A 19,728-nucleotide genomic window follows, 5' to 3' on the forward strand; every position below is an offset into this window, starting at 1 on the left:
TTGGCATACCTGAAAAAATCATTTTATCCGCCGGTAATATTACATTCATTGGAACTGTTCTCATTAAAGTCTTTGACATAAAATCAACATGAATTAATGCCATTTTTTATTTCCCTTTCTGTATACATAATATAAGAATTAGTGTTTTAATTTAGCATCAAGTTCCATTACAAAAGTATCTTTTGAAGAACATGTTTTCCATTCCGTGAGAATTCCGTCATTCGGATTTCCTGTCTTCATGAAATTGGTCCAATAACCGAGCATTCGATTGGAAAGCTCATAGTCACCATCTGTCATCGGTCTCCAGCAATTTTTCAGTGTCCCGAACATGTACCACAATTCAGATGAATGGAATGCTCCAGAAGTATCTCCAGGAAGATCACGTCTGAAATAATAAACATAAGACGGCACGCGTCCAATTTTCTCTTGCATGAAACTCCATCCGATACAGCTTTGCTTCATTTTGCTGTTACAGTTACGGATTTCTTCTTCATTTACCATAATATCGTTACGTGTGGAACCAATCATCGTTGGTACATCATGAGTTTTCGCGTTTTCAGCTAACCAATTATACCCGTTCTCAAGAACATGTCCGTTAATAACAGGCGCGAAAGGGAGACCTTTACCAGCCTGCATTGACTCCATAATAATACTTTCCTGAATTTCTAATATACGCTCTATCGAAAGATTTCTCAGCTCCTTAAGTGATGAAATCCCTGCAAGTTCTACCGCACGTTTTCCAATTTCAAAACCTTCTTCTAAGGATATATCCCGTTGAAGTACACTTGGATAACCCCCAGCACTTTGAATAATTACTTTTGAAAACATTCCTTTTGTATATGAAGTTGAAAGTAAAGTCTGTACGCTCATAGCTCCAGCGGATTGTCCGAATATTGTAATATTATTAGGGTCGCCACCAAATTCAGCTATATTCATACGTACCCATTTTAGTGCAGCAATCTGATCTAAGACAGCATAATTTCCGCAAGCTATTGCATCTTCTCCATAAACCCATGGATGTGCAAAAAAACCTAGCAGTCCTAAACGATAATTAATTGTAATAAGAATGACATTCCTCTGCGCATAAGCATTGGTACGAAATTCCACTTCATGTCCGGTACCGCCCAAAAATGCACCGCCATGAATATAAAATGCTACTGGTAGCTTTCCCTCGCAAACTTTATCGGGCACCCAAATGTTTAGACTCAAGCTATCTTCTGATATAGGGGTTGCATACACAGGTTCACTATAGAATTCTTTCTTATATATATCCTGTGGAAAATCCCGTTGTGTCTGGGGGCATCGATTTCCAAAATAGTCCGCTTTATATATCCCTTTAAATGCCTCTGGTTCTACCGGAGCCGCAAATCTCAAATCTCCTATGGGTGGTTTCGCGTATGGTATTCCTTTAAAAACAATACAACCCTCTTCGCGAATTCCTTCTATTTGTCCATATTTTGTAGTAATAATTATCTGTGCCATGATATCCTCCTAATCTAAATTTAAAAAATTTATTACATTTTCATCTTTACTTGAATTTATATATTTTCTACATTCCTTCCACTCACTGTCCTATACCACTATCCTGAATCTTTATAAGATATCTTATCCATATTTATTCTGACAATATAATAAGTATAAATCTCCACCATGTGTGAAGATTTATACCATAATAATGTTATTCGGTAACTGATATTTCTATTTTTACTTGTTTTTTATTGTTTTTCTCTTTACTAATTTCTGGTATTGGAATCACCATTAAAGCAGAAAGTATTGAGAACGCTGCAAGAACTAAAAAGAAGAAAGTATATCCATCACCACCAAGTAATTTAGTTCCTAAAGCTATAGTCATTGGTGCTACAAAATTAACAAGTGATGATGCTAATTGAGTCGTTACATTCATTATAGAAATATCCTTTCCAGCATTCTCTTTTGATGGAAGAATCCTATTTACAATTGCATTATCTACTGCACCATACATTCCAAATCCAAAGTTAAATATAAAGTTTGCAACTATTACCCAAGTTATATTAAACGAGAATGCAAAGGCTACAAGACAAACTCCTGTTACTAAAGCTGCTGCAATAACAAATACCTTTTGTCTTCTAATCTTATCAGATAAAAATCCCCCCAATATACCGGCTACAACCATAAGCATTATTGATGGTGCTGTTAATGCGTTGATTTGAAATATTTTAGCTTCGCCTAAATGAAATCTCGCTATATAAAAAAGTGTTAATAGTGTTAACCCCGCATTCGCAATATTAATAAATAGCTTTGTAAGTAGTGCCCAAGTAAACTCAGGGTGTTTATTAAAACTAGGATAAAATCCTTTAAAGCTTTCAATAACTGATATTTTCTTTTCTTTTACATCCTGTTTAGGAAAATAGTTATCTTTAACAATAAGAGCTGCAATTATTCCTCCAATAAGCTGAACAATTATTATTGCTAAGAGTTTCTGTTGTACGGTGCTACTAGAAAATACACCTATTAATATTTGCCCTATCATAACACACGCTGGAGCTGATGCACCAATTAATCCAGACACCCTTCCAAACTTTTCAGCTTCAACCTGCTCAGGTACTATAGCAAAACAGGATAAAGATACCATTCCATAGAAAAACTGAGCTATACACCATGATCCAATAAGAATTGGAACAGAACTCGCATACGTAAGTGCAAACATTGCTATTGCCCCACCTATGCTTCCTGCAATCATCCAAAATCTTCTTCTTCCAAATTTCACATGTGTTCTATCAGCTATTACTCCACCTAAAGGTCCTAATATTACAATTGCCAAACTACTTATTCCTGCAGCCATACCAAATACTACTGTTACTTTTTCTGGTCCAACAAGCCTAATAATATTAAATTGAATAAGACCAAACATTAATAACACCAGCGGAGCTATCGAAGTGCCGACCCCTATTGTAGCTGCAATTACTAACCTTACAAACGGTGTTTTCTTCCAAACTTGATTTTCCATTTTTATACCCCCCATATTTTTTTCCCATTTCAACATCTCAGGAGAACGTTTTCACTATATGTAAATGATATCATAGTCATAATCTTTTCAAGTATCATAATATAATGTAATCAGTATCAATTTATGCTTATTTTAAACTGTTGTTTTTTATAGGTTTAAAATATAGGACTGTTATTGACAGATTTTAATGTTATAATGAGACTAATAATTTTATTGCAAACTAAAATACCAATTATGACACTAATTTCTAATAAATATGGAGGGTTATATGAACTTTGAATTAATAAGGTACAATGAGAATCTCCCTTTCAAGGTGTTCATCCTAAATGCTAACAATCAAGAATATCACTGGCATAAGGAAATAGAACTAGTCTTTGTTTTGAATGGAAATTTAACATTTGAAGTAAAGGGGACGAGGTATAAAATATCTCAACATGACTTATTTTTGGTTAACAGCTTTGATATGCACTCTGTGATTTCTGAAAAAGGAGAAAATATTATACTAATACTACAACTTGATCCAATATTTTTTGATAAATATTGTCAAAATTTCTCAGATTTCTATTATGAACCCAATAAATCAATGAATGACAGAAACAACCCTTTATATGATAAGATAAGTTCTATTCTTGCGAATATAATGTTTTCAATGATTAAATTAGACACAGGTTATAAGTTAAAAGTTATTAATGCAGTTATAGAATTAGCACTAATTTTACTTCAAAATTTTAATACTACAATCTATCATCAAGATAGCGGTAAAGATTATAAACAAAGGCGAATGTCTGAAATATTAAAATATATTGACGAAAATTATGACTCCCAAGTAAGCTTAAGTTCCCTATCAAAGGAAATGCACATAAGCCCTCAATACATCTCAAAATTTTTCAAAAATAATCTTGGTATAGGTTTCGTTGATTATATAAATAAGCTTCGAATAACTAAATCCTTAAACGATCTTTTGGGTAGCAAAAAAAACATTATTGATATTGCTATTGATCACGGATTTAATGATCATAAATCATATAGTCGCGTTTTTAAAACCATATTTGGAATTACTCCAACTGAGTACAGAAGTACTTCAGAAAAAAAACATGAAATTGAAACCACTGAAATAAACGATGGGTATTTTGATATTAATTCCAGCAATTACTTTAAATATCTGTTCCAATTTCTTCATAATAATAGTAATGGTGACATTATTAATAACGTTGATAATGTCTCAAGCAAACTCACTATAAATACAAATCTTACAAAGTTCAGTGGAGAACCTTTAATTAAATATTGGAAAAAAATCACTTCAATTGGAAGAGCCGCTCTCTGTTTAAGAAAAGAAATTCAGAAGCAGATTAGAATAGCCCAAAATGAGATTGGTTATGAATATATAAGATTTCACGGTATTTTTTCGGATGATATGCTCATTTACAGAGAAGATCTTTCTGGAAATTCTATCTATAATTGGACCTATGTAGATGAAATCTTTGATTTCTTTTATGATATTAATTTATTACCCTTTATAGAAATAGGCTTCATGCCTGAAGCACTTGCATCAAAAAAGCAATATAATCCTTTTTATTGGGGAGCTAATGTAAGCTATCCCAAATCCATAAAAAAATGGTCGACACTTGTTTCATCCTTTATAAAACACTGCATTCAGAGATACGGAACTGAAGAGGTTAAAAAGTGGTGTTTTGAAGTATGGAGTGCACCAGATATTCAAAATGTGTTTTGGTTTGAAAACAGAGAACGCTTTTTTGAATTTTACAAAGAAACCTATTTAGCCATTAAAAATGTATGTATCGATTTTAAGGTAGGCTCTCCCGGCATTTTACCAAATAATGATTTTGAATGGTTTGGAGACTTTTTAAACTATTGCACAGCTAATTCTATAATTCTTGATTTTGGCGCTTGCCACATTTATGCCTATACAGACCCTCAAAACGAAAATCTTCCTAAACAATTTTTTAAAAATACAAATAATATATTATCACTTTCAGATGAAGATTTTCTTTACGATGCCATAATATCATTGAAAAAAAAGGTTGAAGACAACCATATTAAAGATTTAAAACTATTTGTAACTGAGTGGAATTTAAGCCCTTATACTGAAGACCCTAACCGAGATACTTGCTTTTTAAGTACTTATATTATCTATAATATTCTAAATAATATTAACCAAGTTGATGGTATTGCCTTTTGGACTTTAAGTGATATTCTTGAGGAAGGAATAACAGAAAACAAACTTTATCACGGTGGACTAGGCCTCTTTACCTACAATGGAATTAAAAAGCCTTCGTATAATGCCTTTTTTCTCCTTAACAAATTAGGTGACACTTTAATTGAAACTGGGAAAGATTATATTATAACCTCAAAGGGTAAGAACTTTCAAATACTTATATATAATTTCGTGTACTTTGATGAACTCTTTAGAACAGGTGACAGATCATTATTGTCCTATCATGAAAGATACAATGTTTTTAAATCCGCTTCAAATAAAGATGTTAATATGATTCTTGCTTTAGAAGATGGGAAATACAACATAAAGCGTTCCAAATTAAATAGACAATCCGGTTCTTCCTTTGATGCGTGGCTGAAAATGGGAGCCCCAGAAGATATATCATCAGATGTCTATGATTTTCTTAAATCTAAAGAAGTTCCCGAGCTAAGTATGTCAATTGAAACAGTTCATAAGCAGTTAATTTTAAATGATTCAATACCCCCTCATGGAATATTGCTTGTTGAACTTGATAAGGTAGATTAATTTCTTACACTAAAAAATAATATTCTTAATGTATTACTGTATTGGTATATTAGAAATTAATAAACCCATAATGATAAAAGAAATATCATTTTGTGAAATAAAACATGTTATTGTGGCAATACTAGTTATGCAACTATTTTTTTGCTCAAAAAACAAGGAGGCAGTTCATGAAAATGTTAAAGGGAACAGATACCGCACAAAATCTTATGAGAGGTTTTGCAGGGGAATCGCAAGCTAGAAATAGATATACATATCATGCATCTGTTGCAAAAAAGAAGGATACATACAAATATCTAATATATTTACAGAAACAGCAGGTAATGAGTTAGCTCATGCTAAAAGCTTTTTTAATTTTTTAAATAAGGAGTTAAATGGTGAATCAGTAGAAATTAATGCAGGTTATCCTGTTGGACTTGGCGACACAAAAGCAAATTTATTATCAGCAGCAAATGGAGAAAATGAAGAGTGGACAGAAATTTATCCTGGCTTTGCAAAAGTTGCAGAGAATGATGGTTTTAAAGAGATTGCACTTGTATTTAAAAAAGTAGCCGAAGTAGAAAAACATCATGACGAAAGATTTAGGGCACTATTATCTAGTTTAGAAAACAATACAATATATCATAAGGAGACACCGGTTAACTGGATATGTAACAAATGTGGTTATATTTATGAAGGAACAGATGCTCCAACAATATGTCCAGTCTGCAAACATCCTGAGGGATATTTTCAGGTATTAGTTGAAAATTTTAAATAAAATGTTATAACTTATAAGGGGAGCATATCATAATGGCTTCCCTTAATTCATATTATTTTTTTAAATATAATTTCATATTAAACTATAAATAATATATTGTTCCTGTAGAATTTACTTCTAAATCTTGTTTATAATTAATATATGCGACTTTAAGATCTATATCAAAAGCCTTACTGCAGCTATTGCTGTCACAGCTATAATAATGTATCTAAAGTACTTTTCATTTATTTTTTTAATTAAAATCATCCCCAGTAGTGCACCTATTGCAATAGATGGTACCATTCCAATGCTAAGAATAATTGTTTTAGTGGAAATATTATGCCAAAATAAAATTTGTAATGGAACCTTAGTTAAATTGATTAGAAAGAAAAACCAAGCTGTTGTGCCCATAAAATCATTTTTTTTAAAGTTCATGGTTAATAAATAAACACTAAATATAGGTCCTGCCGCATTTCCAATCATAGATGTAAAACCAGTAGCAATTCCCGCTAGTGCATAAAACCATTTCTTTTGTGGAACCTTTAAATTTTCACCCTTTTTTTCAGTGTAAATTAAAGCTACTAAACAAAGTAAAACTGAAACAGATATAACTGCCTTAAATTGTTTATCATTAATTAGATTTCCAACTACAATACCCATTACTAATCCTATAAGTGTCCATGGCAAAAGTTTTTTTATGTTTTTCCAATCCGCATGTCGATTATAATAATATAGTGCGAAAACATCTCCTATTATTAACAGTGGAAGGATAACTCCAGTTGATTCTTTTCCCCCAAAAACGCTCGCAATAATTGGTATAACAGGCATTAAAAAGCCACTAATTCCAGTCTTTGAAAACCCTACTAAAAATGCAGCTATTATTACCCAACACCATTGAATCATAGATAAATCAAATGTATGAAAAATTGACATTACTTTCACCTCTCAAATATATTTTTAACAAAATAGAAACTGACACCTGTATTAAACAGGTGTCTCATAAGTATAGTGTATTATTTAAATTTAGATAGATACAATTCTAATTCTTTTGTTTATACTTTTATTGAAGTTTCTTCTTCGATATCTACTACTATTTGATTCGGATTTTTTATTGCTATAAATAAAGTTACAATTGTAGCAATAATCAACATAGCCGCTGAAAATCCAAATAAAAATCTAGGTGTGCCATTTCCTGATATGGTTAATATAGCAAGTTGAGCAAAGGGGGCTATTAAATATCCAATGTGAATACCACTGGTTACAAGTCCATATGCAGCATCTCTATGAGCCTTCTCAACCTTTTGTGATGTTAAGTTCAAAATATAAGGTGTAAGCATTCCAGAACCAAGTCCAATCAAAAGATTACCAATAGTTTGAGTTGCAAAGGAATGAGTCAAAAACAACACTACATATCCCACAGCAAAAGACGCTATTGATATAGAGACCAAATATTTTTTTGTTTTTTTATAAAACTCTGGGAAAACTGCTCCAGATAAAATGCTTGCAAGTCCTGGAAAACAAATTGCTATACCAATCATCCAAGGCAATCCTATTTTTTCCTTAACCATAAACAATGCCATGTTTGTAATATTAAAAGCAAAGAATAACCAGTTGACTGCCATAAAAGCAACTAATGCCCACGCAATCTTTGGAATACCATTGGTTGAGATATGCTCTTCCACTATAACAGCTGTTTTCTTCCTTGGATCAGATTTGGGTAATCCAAATATTGCAACAATCATAATAACAAGCGGAATACTAAAACATAAGAATGGATATCTCCATCCAAGTAATAGAATGAATCCTACAGCAATACTATCAAGCACATTTGCTATATTAGCTACTGAAGTAGCTAAGCCAAGCATCCTTTGCCTTTTAGTTCCTTCAAAATATTCTGCAATCATAGCATTAGGCAAAGGCAATACCAGTCCAACTCCAACACCTGTAACTAATCTGCAAAACAAGATTTGATTCATAGTCTGAGCAAAAAATGGTAACATTCCGGTAATACCATAAATTAATAACCCAAAGATAATTATATTTCTTTTATCATACCTTTTAGCTAGTTTTCCTGCAAACACACTCATTGGAATAGATGTAAAAAATGGTATAATAACAATCAGTTGTAATTGGAAAGTTGATGCAGAGGGAAATGCTGCTCCTATTGAACCTAAGATAGGAGCAACTACGGAGAGTTCATATATCCACACAAATGGTATCAATAACATTGCAAAAACATTAAATTTTGTTAACTTTAATTTTTTCATAACATCCTCCAGTTTTTCTTTTTTATTTTTTTTAGAATCTAATAAATATTTTCTGAAAATGTTTCAAAAAAATAGAGAAGCAATTTAGAATCTTCCATATACAAAGTATTCTATTGCTTCCCTTATCACCTTTCTTCTAAATTCTATCAAGATTAAGCTAACTATTATTTAGCTATTTTTCTATATACATCCACCGTAATTGTAAACTCTTTCAGGAACATCATTCAAATCATCTTCATCTATTTCGGCAACACATCTAACCATAGAACCATCGCCCATGTACCATCTAATTGGTAAGCATAAGAATCTGAAACGTTTTCCAGATACTTTGTCTAAATTTCCACCAAGGTTTTCAACACCTACAATACCATGTCCTAACAATTCTTTATGACAAGGTTCCCATGTTCCCCAGCATCCGATTGCTTCTAATTCACCAAATTTAGCATCATACGCTTCTTTACCATGAATTCTGATGTATTCATCTTTATCAAATTCAGCATATGCTTCTTCACCAAACTTATCTTTATATTCTTCTGTGATTGGCTTTCCTGAAGCACCGAGTAAGTTCAAACGTGTAGCACCGTTGTTACCCATAGCTGTATGAAGAGGATGGTCAAGAGCCTGCATATCCATAGCTACACATTTAACTTTGTGTTTTACAAACCATTTCCCTGCATCAACGCCTGTACCACATGAGTAATGATAGTAGTCTTTTGAGTCATCAAATTTACGATGCATTCCTGTATTTAAGCAAACAACCATTCCTTCTAATTCTTCTGGTTTAATATTTGCACGTATACAAGCATCTTCAAGATGTTCTGGCAGGATTAATCCCCAACGTTCAATTTTAATTTCCAGGCAAACTGCGTCACCCATGTATGCATCAACTGGCATTTCATGAGTATAACGAGCTCTCTTGCCATTAAATTCAATTTCCATAACGTGACGTGGTGCGTCACAATGTGTACCCGTGTGCTGAACGCAATCGATTCTCTGTGTAAGAACACCACCTTTTGCCAAGGTATGCATTGAATCTACTACTGGCTTTGCAAAATAGGGCCACCTTGGTATATCAGCGCTGAATGGATGAGTTAAATCTACAAATACTTTCTTGCCCATTTATTATTCCTCCTAATTTTTATTAAAGTAATACTTTATTTTAATATGTTATTTTATAAGCTTTTTATATGAATTAGTTAGCCCAATATCCGCCTTCAGTAGCAACATTCGCACCTGTCATAAAATCACTGGCACTTGAAGCAAGGAAGATACATGGTCCTATAAAATCGTCTGGTTCACCAAGTCTACCAATTGGAATACGTTTTAAGAAGTTTTTGTAAATAGCACTTTCTGGATCAAACATCCACTCTGTTAAATCTGATCTGAATACTGTTGGATTAATTGTGTTAACATTAATTTTGTATTTAGCTGTCCATTCACATGCAAGAGACTGAGCCATAAGGTCAATACCAGCTTTTGCTGTGCAGTAACCAGTGTAACCCGCCATACCCATTTTTGAACGAGCAGAAGATACCATGATAACTTTTCCGCCTTTTCCCTGTGTAATCATCTCTTGTCCAACATATTTACAGTAAAGCCATGTACCTTGAACATCTGAATCCATAATTTTTTTCCATTCGGATAACTCTTGTTCTATAATTGGCTGTGCATGATTATATCCTGCTGAAGTTACTAATACATTGATTTCTCCGAATTTTGTAATCGCATCCTTAACAACCTTTATAACATCTGCTTCTACAGCTGGATCTCCTGTTGAGTATCCACATTCAATTCCTTGTGCCTCAAGTTCTGTACAAACTGCTTTGCATTTTTCATCGCTACGTCCTGTAACAAAAACCTTCATACCCGCAAACCCATAACCAAAAGAAATTGCTTTTCCGAGTGCGCCAGTAGCTCCTGTAATAAGCACAACTTTACCTTTAACATCAAACAAATTGTTTACAAATTGTTTTTCCATCATTTACACCACCTGTTTTAATATTTTTAATATTTTTATTGTTTTTAATATTTTTATTGTTTTTAATAATTTAATAGTCTAGTTATTAACTACTACTAAAATAGTTACTGGCATATTTGTATTATTTGTTATTTTTCTTCCTTCAAATGGCGGAATGAAAAGAGTATCCCATTTATTTAACACAAAAGTCTCTGTTTTACTTGTAACAGTAAGTTGTCCCTCTAAAATCATATAAACCTTTTCTGTTGGAGAATCTTCATAATCATATTCGGACCCACCTGCTGGAAGAAAATGTGTAAGGCCCATCCAAAATTTTGTAGCACCTGTTTCTGCTTTACCTTGTAGTTTTAAAGTAGTACAATCAAAATGTTTCGGTGCCTTATAAGGTTTAACTTCATTAAAATCAACTTTTTTCATTTTCATAGCCTCCTCTTATTTTTTGTTAAATATATATCTACCAAATCGTTTTCAATAAGTCTAAATAATAAATATAATAAAATCGTTTTTTATTATATTTACACTTAGATATATAGCAATCATCGTGCCAACACTTATATTTTGAATCTTAATTTAGTTTAAATGATGCCTTAACATTGGAATTATCTATTAATTTTCTATTGTTAAATACATAACAACCTTACTCTCATATTTCCTACAAATGCAATTTTAATACGAATTTGTATTATACTTTTGCGTTTATAGAACAAAGCCTATACTATCCATACACTTTAGCATTGATGCAATACTGTATTTATATAATACATTTTTGTATTACTAATTTAAAATAGAAGTACTATCAAATCAAGCAGGATCTAAATAATTAATTTATTTAGAGACCTCTCACATCAATTTCAATTGCAGGAAAGTTTAAGTCATATTGAAATCTCCTCCTATAATTTATACTTTTAAAATATTTCTAAATATAATTCTTGTTTATATTAACGTTTACAAGGTATAGGCTTTTGCGGACATCTAGGTTTAATAGGTCCTGCCTTTACAATAGCTTCTTCATCACAAGCAACCAAGCAGGCTCCACATTGAGTGCATTCGCCTTGATCAATTACATGGATAAACTTTTTCTTTCCTAGTATTGCATCTTCTTCACAGACATCCTGACACTCCGTACATCCAATGCATTTATCTACTAAGATATGATAAGTAAAGAACTTGCTACATACCGATGCCTTACATACCTTTTTAGTTATGTGTTCTTCTATTTCTTCCCTAAAATTGCTTATAGCACTTATAACTGTTGTCGCTAATGTTGCATCTATTCCACAAAGCACTTGATTTTTCATTTCGCCACATAAACCTAACAATAATGCTACATCGCTTGATTTTCCTTTTTTCTGTGAAATGTCAGATAAAAGCATATTAATCTGAGTTACTCCCTCATGCCCAAAGACGCACCTTCCACAGGTTTCCCTTGTGTATACCTTAGAAATATTTTTTAGCTGATCTAAAATACAATCTGTTTCATCAAAGATACAAATATAATCAGTGCTTAGCTCAAGTTTATTCTCTAAATCTCCTTCTCCTATGATCACTCCCATTGGATAACCTAGATACATTCCTTTAAATATTCCATTTACACCGCATGTCTCCAATAGCTCTCTTGGAGTTATGTTCTTTGATAAGGAGAATTTTCCCTTGTTCTTTGTACTTCCGTCAACATATACATTTTTATATTCAGAATCTAACAACATTTCTACAGTGCATACTGCATCATTTTCTTTTACAGATGAAGGAATTGGCTTTTCACCTTCTATAACCTTTAAAATAGCACTTGCATTTCTATATACAAATCCAAAACTTCCATCAACTAATATTATATTTAAATCCATATCTGGATAGTTTTTAGCTTTAGTCTCTATTTTAGACTTAATATCTTTTTCCTCTACATCTAAAATAATATAGTTTTTTTCTGCTTTTTTTGAATAAATAGCTTCTAAAACCTGAGAGGTACTATCCTTTAAAATATCAATTGAAACAGGTGCCTCCTTATACGCAGGCACTGCATTACATATTAAATATTCACTCACGCTATTTCTCCCTCCTAGTACTCATTCCACAGTTTAGACTGTGTTAGATTTAATCTTAAATCACACTGCAGGCAGCGACTTGCTTCACATTTTGCTGCTTCCTTTGTAAATACTTCTTCTACAACATCAAAATTGCATTTTCTTGTTTGAGGATTTTTAAACTTAGGCATAGTTCTCTTAAGCTTCGCAAATCCAGTATATTTCCCGATATATGGACTAGGTGTTTCACTCTCAACTAACTGCTCACTTATATCACCATCTCCACCTAGGTACTTATCAATAACTTCTGCACTTTTACGTCCTCCCGCAATGGCAGTTACTACAGATTTTGTACCTGTTACTACATCTCCAGTTGCAAATATTCCTTCTACGCTCGTTTCTAAATCTTCATTAGTCTTGATGTATGGTCCATGACTTAGCTCAAGCTCCATGTCTTCTGTTCCAGCCGGTCTTTGTCCAACGGCAAAAATAACACTATCTGCAGGCACTACTTCATTAGACCCTTCAACTAATTCAATAACTGCTTTTCTATTACTATCAAAATAGAATTTTTCAATTTTTTGAAGCTCTACTCCTTCCACCTTTTCACTTCCTGTAATTCTTAGGAATGAATGTGCAAAATGAAGAATAATACCTTCTTCTTTTCCTTCTTCAATTTCATCCTTTGTAGCAGTCATTTGCTCAAGATTTTCAAGACATGCTATATGAACTTCCTTTGCCCCAAGCCTTAAAGCTGTTCTAGCACAATCATAAGCAACATTTCCACCACCTAGAACTACTACGCTTTCTTTTATGTCAACTATAACACCTTGGCGAGCCTTCTTTAGGAAATCTGCATTTATATATACACCTTGCAAATTATTTCCTTCTAGTGGTAACAATGTACCTTTATGTGTTCCAACAGATACAAGAACTGCCTCGTAACCCTTGCTTAATAATTCTTTTGGCGAAGTTACTTTAGCATTAGTTAAAAGTTCTACACCCTCAGCCAATATGTCCGCGATCTCTCTGTCAAGCACTTCATCAGCTAAACGATATGCTGGAATTCCATAACGGCATTGTCCCCCAGCTTTTTCGTTTTCTTCAAATACTGTAACTTCATGACCTTTTTTCGCAAGGTAATATGCTGATGTTAATCCAGCAGGACCTGCACCTACTATTGCTACTTTTTTACCTGTTGGCTCTGATCTTCGAATATTTTTCTTCCAGGAACCATCATCATTTCCTGCTGCAGCTCTTTTCAACTTACATACTGATATTGGATTTTCCAGTTCATTACGCTTGCAGTGATCTTCACATACATGGTTACAGATGTTTCCAAGGGTTTCAGGGAATGGAACTCTTTCACGAATTACCGCTGTAGCTTTTGCAAAATCCCCTTCTTTAATGTATCTTATATACCTTGGTATATCTGTATGTGCTGGACAAGCACTTTTGCAAGGAACAATAGAATCACTATAAGAAACATTTTCTTTTACCATTCCTAATGTGTCCATAATAGAACCTGTAGGGCACACTTCAATACATGCTCCACAGAATTTACAACCTGCTTCTTCTAGTGATATACCGCCATCAGTTCCTATACGAATGCCATCTTTTGTTCTTTGGAAATCTAAAACCTTAACACCTCTTAATTCTCTGCAAGCTCTAACACAACGTCCACAACGAACACACCTGGTAAATAAGTGCGAAATTAATGGATTACTATCATCATTTGGAACCGTTCTTGATTTCTTTTTCCATTTTTCCGGTCCGACACCCATGTATTGATACATGGACTGTAGTTCGCATTTACCGTACTTTGGGCAGCCTGTACAATCTGCTGGATGGCTTGCAAGAATTAACTCCATAGCCATTTTACGAGTTTTGTCTGCTTTTTCAGAATTTATCTCAACTACCATACCTTCTTGCACTATAGTTTTACAAGACGGCACCGCCTGATCTATTCCATCTACCGAGACTGAACATAAACGGCAACCTCCAGTGGCTTCTAAATCAGGATGGTTGCACAAATGAGGAATGTAAATTCCGGCTTTAAGAGCAGCATCTAATACTGATATACCTTCTTTTGCTTCAATTTCTTTTCCTTCAATTATAATTTTCAAAGTTATTCCTCCACCTAAACTAGGCAGGCAATATTATAACTGTTGCCCGCCTAGTTTTTCATATTTTTCGACTAAAAATTGTTTAACTTTGCAGCTGCATTTTCACCTGCGATACGTCCGCTGTTCAAACAGAAACCCATTGTATTTCCTGATAAAATAAATGGATAACTATCTCCAAAAATATTACATGCATCTGTACCAACTGCATATAAGCCAGGGATTACCTTGTAATCTTTTGTCATAGCTTCTGTCTTATGGTTAATAAGAACTCCACCTACAGAACCATACGCACCAACATTTTGACGACAAATGTAGAAAGGTCCTTTTTCAATTGATTGCATATACATTCTGTCTTTTTCAAATAGTTCATCATATCCCTTTGCACACATATCGTTGTATTCTTCTACTTGAGCTACTAATCCAGCCACATCAACACCTACTTTTTCAGCTAACTCCTCAATAGTATCAGCCTGTGCTATTGATTCGTATCCTGCTTCAATGTCTCTTTCCCACTGTTCATCAAAATGATCATATAGATCATGTGGATGTACATGAGACACCATGTCTGGTCCTTTTTTCTTGTATTTTTTAAGTAGCTTGCTATCGAAGATAGCGTATGCTACATTCCCAGGTTGAGCAGTGATTGCATTTCCTGTAAATGTTGTATTTCCAATCTGATCTTCAGGCATAAACCTTTGGCCTAGTCTATTTACCCATAAGCACGGTTGACGGAATGCTCCATCAAGAATGAAATGGTTCATGTTATCTGGCAATTGATACATTAATTCCATAATGCATGTTGTATGCCCTGCGCCAGCTTCCCATGCCATTTTGATACCTTCACCCTTCATACCTGGTATAGCAAAATTAAATATTGTTTTACCAAATTCATAACCTGTTTCTTCTTTTATCATTTGAGGATTATCTCCAAATCCACCTGTTGCTAAAATAACAGATGTTCCTCTTGCTTCCACTTCTTGTCCAGCTTTATCCTTTGCAATTACACCAACTGCTTTTCCATCTTCCATAATAACCTTGCTTACTGGTGTTTCGAACATAAATTCAACACCTAGTTCCAATGCCTTTTCTGTCATTTTCTTAATCATTGAAGTCGCCGCACGAGGACCAGGTACTCCGCCACCCTCTGGTTTTATAACGTGCCATGTGAATTCACCATCAGAGTAAGCTCTTGTATTTTCAGGTGCACTGAATGCTCTTTGAACTCCACAGAACTCAACACCCATATCAACAAGCCAATCAATAGTCTCTCCTGACTTATAGTAGTAGTCACGAACCATATGTGCATCTACGCGATAATGTGTGAAATACATATGTTTTCTAAAAGCTTCACCTGGAGTAAGTGAAATCATTTGATTTTTTTGGATTGATGAACCTACTCCAAGTGGTCCCATACCCATATTAGCTGCTCCGCCAGTTGTATTAGACTTTTCAAATACAATTACTCTTGATCCATTTTCTGCTGCTGAGATAGCTGATGCTAGTCCTGAAAGACCACCTGCAACAACGATTATATCTGTTTCTAATTTCTTCATTTTAAAACCTCCATATTTATATTTTGTTAAAGTTATTAATACTTGAGTTACTAATTTATAATACTTATTTTTTACATTGTTAATTTATCCTTTGGAGCAAAACCAGCTTGTACTAACCGGATTTTCTTTCCATATTCATAATTCCCGCTAGTTAATATTTTTTAAATTGAATCAAAATATTAAATATAATTACTCTATTTTGCCACCCATTTCATTATACAAATCAGGTAAAATTGCTGCTAAATTACTATACTCTTCAACGTTATGGAATGCTAATCCCCTAGGTGCTTGTACAGGAATTTGTATTCCATCTGGAAGTAGTTTACATGGTTTTTTGTCAATCATATGATAGCCCATCCAAAATCTAGAACGTGATTCCACTCCTCCAGGTATTTCTCTGAAATAGTGTAGCATTACAGCAGGAGCTTTAGGTCCACCTTTTCTTGACTGAGCAACTCCATTGCCTGTAACTACAGTAATGTCCTTAGAGTTCAATTCTTCCATGTCAAAGCCTAATTCTTCTGGCTTTAAAAAGGAAATTTGAATATCTTCTGGTCCATTTCCAGTATCCTCAATTACATGATGAGTACAACCCTGAAATTTTTCAAGTATAGGTGTGGTTGGGTCAAGTATTTTTGCTCGATCTTTCTCACTAATATCTATGCCATAATGTCCTTTTTTAAACCATAACATGTATCGTAAATCTTCAAGACCGTGCCATGCAAACCACCAATTAATCATTTCTAAGGTTACTCCTGGAAATTTGTTATTCACAGCAACATATGCCGTTCCATTTGGAAGTACACAGTACCCTGTCTCTACATCGCTATATCCATCCTTTAGTAATACGTTTACATTTCCCAGCATTAAAACTTTGTTAGGATCCATTGGTCCTTCCTGAAGAATTGCCATTAGTTCTGGGTTTGGGCTAACTATAGGTTGGTTAAAATATTTTGCATAGGACTTCTGCTCTTCTTGTGGTGTTAACTCTTTTCTTAACTCTCTCATATTATTTCTTCTCCTTACAATATTATTTTTATATTATAGTTACAATACAAATCTTTAGTTTTAAACTCTCTATATCATAATGATTGTATATTTACATCTACTTGTTTATATTATATCAATGTTTTAAAGACACATAAAATACCTATTTGGAATCGCACTTATGCTTATATGTTATAAGTGTATATTTGCTTATCTTTATAAAAAACATATAATTAATCCCCACCACCAAATCGTTTTCACGACATTTCTATAGATATAATAAATTTATCTTTATCATATTTATATAGCAATGATCATGCCAACCTCATATAAATAAACTTTTATACTATAAAAAAGTACTTAAACTTTGTAATTGACTATAAATTTTTATTTTTAAATTCAAAACACTTTTTATTATAAAGACACTTTCAATACAAAATTGTATTGCTTTTTTACTTTATAAGGAACATTCTATGATGTTGCTCAACTCACAAATTAATACACTCTTGTATCGGATAATAAAATCTTGTATTATTGCCCTTGATTTTTTTTGCATAACAAAAAAGCCATTAAATTTAATGACTTTTTTAAAATAGTACCTCATAAAAGCCTGTTGGCAATAATATTATGAATTATTTAATCGTACTCCCAAAGCCTTTGCTTTTCTGAAAACTGTAGGTTGGGTAACTCCTAAAACTTTTGCTGCTTTGTATGTACTTCCATAATTTTTTATAGCAAGTTCTATCATTTCTTTTTCTAAAGCATCCACAGCTTCTCTCAGCGTTAAAGTATGATCTACAAAATGTACTTCCGGTTTATTTATACCTAGTATACTTATTATATCCGTATATGTTATATACTTCTCATCATCAATCACAAGCAATCTTTCAATAACATTTTGCAATTCTCTAACATTTCCTGGCCAATCATATTGTTCAAAAGCAATTACTGCCATGTTGCCAAAAATTTTTTCTTTACTATATTTAGTATTAAATTTTTCTAAAAACGTCTCTGCAAAAATGGAAATATCTTCTTTTCTTTCTCTAAGAGGTGGAATTTTTATTGGTACAACATTTAAGCGATAAAACAAGTCTTGCCTAAATTTCCCTTGCGATATTAATTCACTTAATACTTGGTTTGTAGATGCAATAACACGCACATCTAGCTTTATACTTTTTACTCCGCCTACCCTCATCAGTTCCTTTTCTTGAAGAACTCTAAGCAATTTTGATTGTAGCGTAAGCGGCATCTCTCCAATTTCATCTAGGAGTATTGTTCCACCATTTGCTAGTTCAAACATACCTAACTTTTCTTTATTTTGAGCGCCTGTGAATGCTCCTTTTTCATATCCAAATAATTCGGATTCAATTAATGAATCTGGTATAGCTGCGCAATTCACTTTAATATACGGTTCATTTTTTCTATTACTTCTATTGTGGATTTCTTTTGAAACCACTTCTTTCCCACATCCTGTTTCACCAGTAATTAAAATAGTAGCTGCTGTTTTTGCAACATGACTTATTATTTCTTTTAGCTGCATCATCTTGACACTTTCTCCGATGATATCAACACTCTCTCTCTTTTTGTTTCTAAAATAATTTAATTCATGCAAATACTTTTCACTCTTTTTCTCTACGCTTTCCAATTTATCTTTTAATTTTAGAAGTTCTGTTAAATCCCTCATCACTGTTAATACCTGTGTTACTTCGCCTTTATCATTAAAAAATGGATTCCCAGTTATTAATACTTTTTTATTGTTTTTATTAATTGTAGATAACATTGTTATTTTCTTTTTTTGCTCAATTACCAGTAAAGAGACTGCATTGTTAAAATATTTATTATCCAACAATATTTTAATGTTTTTTCCTATTATATCTTTTTCTGTTATTTCTGTTATTTCTGTATATCCTTTATTTATTGCCGTAACAATCCCTTTACCATCAACCATGCAGATTCCATCTGATACTGCATCTCCTATAGCAAATGCACTCAATTCTCGTTCTTTATATTGTTTTAGTCCATTTAACTCTTCATTTTGTTTTTTTATACTATTTTTATAATTACATAATATTTTAAAAGTGGCATCGTCTACTTCTATATGTTCTAAATCATTTAAACCTTCTATTTCTTCCCTTACTTCATCATCGATTTCAAAAAAAATTTTATTCATATGTTATCTCCTAACATTACTTTATAATAACCTTGGTATGCTTTAAAGCAATTCACTTCTTCTTTAATTGTACACTATATGAGTGCAAGTAAGGCTAATAAGGAAAAATATAGATTGTAATATTAAAATAACTCATGAAATTCAAT

The 19,728-nt window shown here is 32.9% G+C and carries 13 protein-coding genes and 1 pseudogene; 2 read left to right on the forward strand and 12 right to left on the reverse strand.

Annotation, left to right across the window (positions count from 1 at the left end; genetic code table 11):
• Positions 1–138: 138 nt before the first annotated feature.
• Together KPL44_RS09415 and KPL44_RS09420 are read right to left on the reverse strand one after the other, a co-directional pair.
• Complete coding sequence (locus KPL44_RS09415; protein ID WP_253201701.1) at positions 139–1,482, reverse strand: carboxylesterase/lipase family protein; 1,344 nt, start codon at positions 1,480–1,482, stop codon at positions 139–141.
• A gap of 196 nt (positions 1,483–1,678) precedes the next feature.
• Positions 1,679–2,986, reverse strand: coding sequence for an MFS transporter (locus tag KPL44_RS09420; protein ID WP_216249061.1), 1,308 nt, complete (start codon positions 2,984–2,986; stop codon positions 1,679–1,681).
• Positions 2,987–3,254: 268 nt separating this feature from the next.
• On the opposite strand from KPL44_RS09420, the gene KPL44_RS09425 reads away from it, so the two are divergent.
• Together KPL44_RS09425 and rbr are read left to right on the forward strand one after the other, a co-directional pair.
• Complete coding sequence (locus KPL44_RS09425) at positions 3,255–5,747, forward strand: GH39 family glycosyl hydrolase (RefSeq protein ID WP_216249063.1); 2,493 nt, start codon at positions 3,255–3,257, stop codon at positions 5,745–5,747.
• Between the two features lie 167 nt (positions 5,748–5,914).
• A pseudogene (gene rbr / locus KPL44_RS09430) lies at positions 5,915–6,501 on the forward strand (rubrerythrin).
• A 156-nt stretch (positions 6,502–6,657) separates the two neighbouring features.
• On the opposite strand, the gene KPL44_RS09435 reads toward rbr, so the two are convergent.
• The 10 genes from KPL44_RS09435 to KPL44_RS09480 form a co-directional block, all read right to left on the reverse strand.
• Positions 6,658–7,413: a sulfite exporter TauE/SafE family protein gene (locus tag KPL44_RS09435; RefSeq protein ID WP_216249066.1), complete on the reverse strand. Its 756-nt coding sequence runs from the start codon at positions 7,411–7,413 to the stop codon at positions 6,658–6,660.
• Positions 7,414–7,532: 119 nt separating this feature from the next.
• Positions 7,533–8,747, reverse strand: a complete 1,215-nt coding sequence (locus tag KPL44_RS09440; RefSeq protein WP_216249068.1) for an MFS transporter — start codon at positions 8,745–8,747, stop codon at positions 7,533–7,535.
• 180 nt (positions 8,748–8,927) lie between these two features.
• Positions 8,928–9,866, reverse strand: a complete 939-nt coding sequence (locus KPL44_RS09445; protein WP_216249071.1) for a cyclase family protein — start codon at positions 9,864–9,866, stop codon at positions 8,928–8,930.
• A gap of 73 nt (positions 9,867–9,939) precedes the next feature.
• Positions 9,940–10,728, reverse strand: coding sequence for an SDR family NAD(P)-dependent oxidoreductase (locus KPL44_RS09450; RefSeq protein WP_216249073.1), 789 nt, complete (start codon positions 10,726–10,728; stop codon positions 9,940–9,942).
• A gap of 75 nt (positions 10,729–10,803) precedes the next feature.
• Complete coding sequence (locus tag KPL44_RS09455; protein WP_216249075.1) at positions 10,804–11,142, reverse strand: cupin domain-containing protein; 339 nt, start codon at positions 11,140–11,142, stop codon at positions 10,804–10,806.
• A 521-nt stretch (positions 11,143–11,663) separates the two neighbouring features.
• Positions 11,664–12,767 carry an NADH-ubiquinone oxidoreductase-F iron-sulfur binding region domain-containing protein gene (locus KPL44_RS26035; protein ID WP_216249077.1) on the reverse strand — a complete coding sequence of 368 codons (1,104 nt, stop codon included), beginning with the start codon at positions 12,765–12,767 and terminating at the stop codon, positions 11,664–11,666.
• A 14-nt stretch (positions 12,768–12,781) separates the two neighbouring features.
• Positions 12,782–14,872 carry an FAD-dependent oxidoreductase gene (locus KPL44_RS09465; protein WP_216249078.1) on the reverse strand — a complete coding sequence of 697 codons (2,091 nt, stop codon included), beginning with the start codon at positions 14,870–14,872 and terminating at the stop codon, positions 12,782–12,784.
• Between the two features lie 71 nt (positions 14,873–14,943).
• Entirely contained in the window at positions 14,944–16,425 is a 1,482-nt protein-coding gene (locus KPL44_RS09470; RefSeq protein ID WP_216249080.1) for an FAD-dependent oxidoreductase, read from the reverse strand.
• Positions 16,426–16,614: 189 nt separating this feature from the next.
• Positions 16,615–17,433, reverse strand: coding sequence for a DAPG hydrolase family protein (locus tag KPL44_RS09475; RefSeq protein ID WP_216249082.1), 819 nt, complete (start codon positions 17,431–17,433; stop codon positions 16,615–16,617).
• 604 nt (positions 17,434–18,037) lie between these two features.
• The gene (locus tag KPL44_RS09480; protein ID WP_216249084.1) at positions 18,038–19,582 is read right to left on the reverse strand and encodes a sigma-54 interaction domain-containing protein; all 1,545 of its coding nucleotides are present in this window, start codon (positions 19,580–19,582) and stop codon (positions 18,038–18,040) included.
• Positions 19,583–19,728: the final 146 nt, after the last annotated feature.

This window comes from Clostridium sp. DSM 17811, assembly GCF_018861905.1.
In the GTDB taxonomy this organism is placed as follows: Bacteria; Bacillota; Clostridia; order Clostridiales; family Clostridiaceae; genus Clostridium_AD; species Clostridium_AD frigoriphilum.